This is a genomic window from Vibrio sp. Vb1554 (genome assembly GCF_033344235.1).
Genome location: NZ_JAWPOJ010000303.1, coordinates 1 through 1,195, shown reverse-complemented (window position 1 = coordinate 1,195; position 1,195 = coordinate 1). Strand labels below are relative to the sequence as shown.

The 1,195-nt window shown below is 44.4% G+C and carries 1 pseudogene; it reads left to right on the top strand.

Annotated elements, in window-relative coordinates:
* Positions 1–73: 73 nt before the first annotated feature.
* A pseudogene (gene scrG, locus R8N28_RS25820) lies at positions 74–1,195 on the top strand (regulatory protein ScrG); the annotation flags it as partial.

Sequence of the window (1,195 nt, the reverse complement as noted above, 5' to 3'; positions counted from 1 at the left end):
CAAGTTAAACTGAACGAAGTTTTATTCATTTGAACGCGCAAGAACATGACTGTCTACTATTTTAAATTAGCATTTGTATCTTAATAATGCGCATGATTACTTCATTTCCCTGTTACAGGAACGCCCACTCATCTCTGTTGCCAGTAAGGCACGAGGAGGACATGTCTTGACCACCATTTTTGATCAACAGGCCTCAGACAATGATCGCGAGTTTCTCAAGATCGTCGAAGAACGCTTTATTCATATCTTTGATGTGTTCAACGAAGGCCTCTTCTACATGGACGAGTTTGGGACGATGGTTTTCTACAATCAGGGATTTTATGAGCAACTTGGAATCAATGCTGGACGCATCAACCTAGATCGTTGGTTGGATTTGGTGCATCCGTTGGATAGGGAAAGGTTGTCCAAGCGCGTCGATGCCCACATTAATACCGACAATACGCGCGTCACAACCACTTACCGCCTGCGTAAACCCAACGGGCAATACGTTTGGATTGAAGGCGTTGCGATGACCAAAGAAACTGAGCATGGCCATTACATGGTAGGTAGCCATCGCGACATTTCAGAACGTAAATTGATGGAGAGTTACATTCATCAAGTCGCGTTCCATGATAACGCCTCAGGTATGGCAAACCGCGCGCATTTGTTGCTTGATATTGAAGAACACGTCTGTTCGACAGACACGCCAACGTCGATTTGCTACATCCAAATCAATGAGATCAAATCCTATCTGAACCAGTACGGCAATGAACTGGTCAATGGTTTGGTGGAAAAGCTGCTGCAGACGCTCAGTCATCTGCCATCCCCTAACTGCTCAGTGTATCGTGTACATGATGACGATTTCGCAATTTTAATTCAGGACGATTGCTCAATAGACACGCTTCAAGCTTACGCCGAGACGATAAAACAAACCTATCACGAAGCCGTGGTGGAAGAAGGCCAGTATCTTGGCAGTAACATCAGCATTGGCTTGTACCCTTGTATCGACCATGCGCACTCTGCGGATGAAATTTTACGTAAAGCTGCAAGAACATGCCAATACGCCAGTGAACAAAATAAAGATAGGATTGCCATTTACAGCCAACGTACCCAACACGCGGTAGATCGTTACTTTTTTATCGAGCAAGGTTTGAAAAGCGCACTAGAAAAGCAAACCTTGAGTGTGAAGTTTCAACCAATCATTAATGCAAAAAGC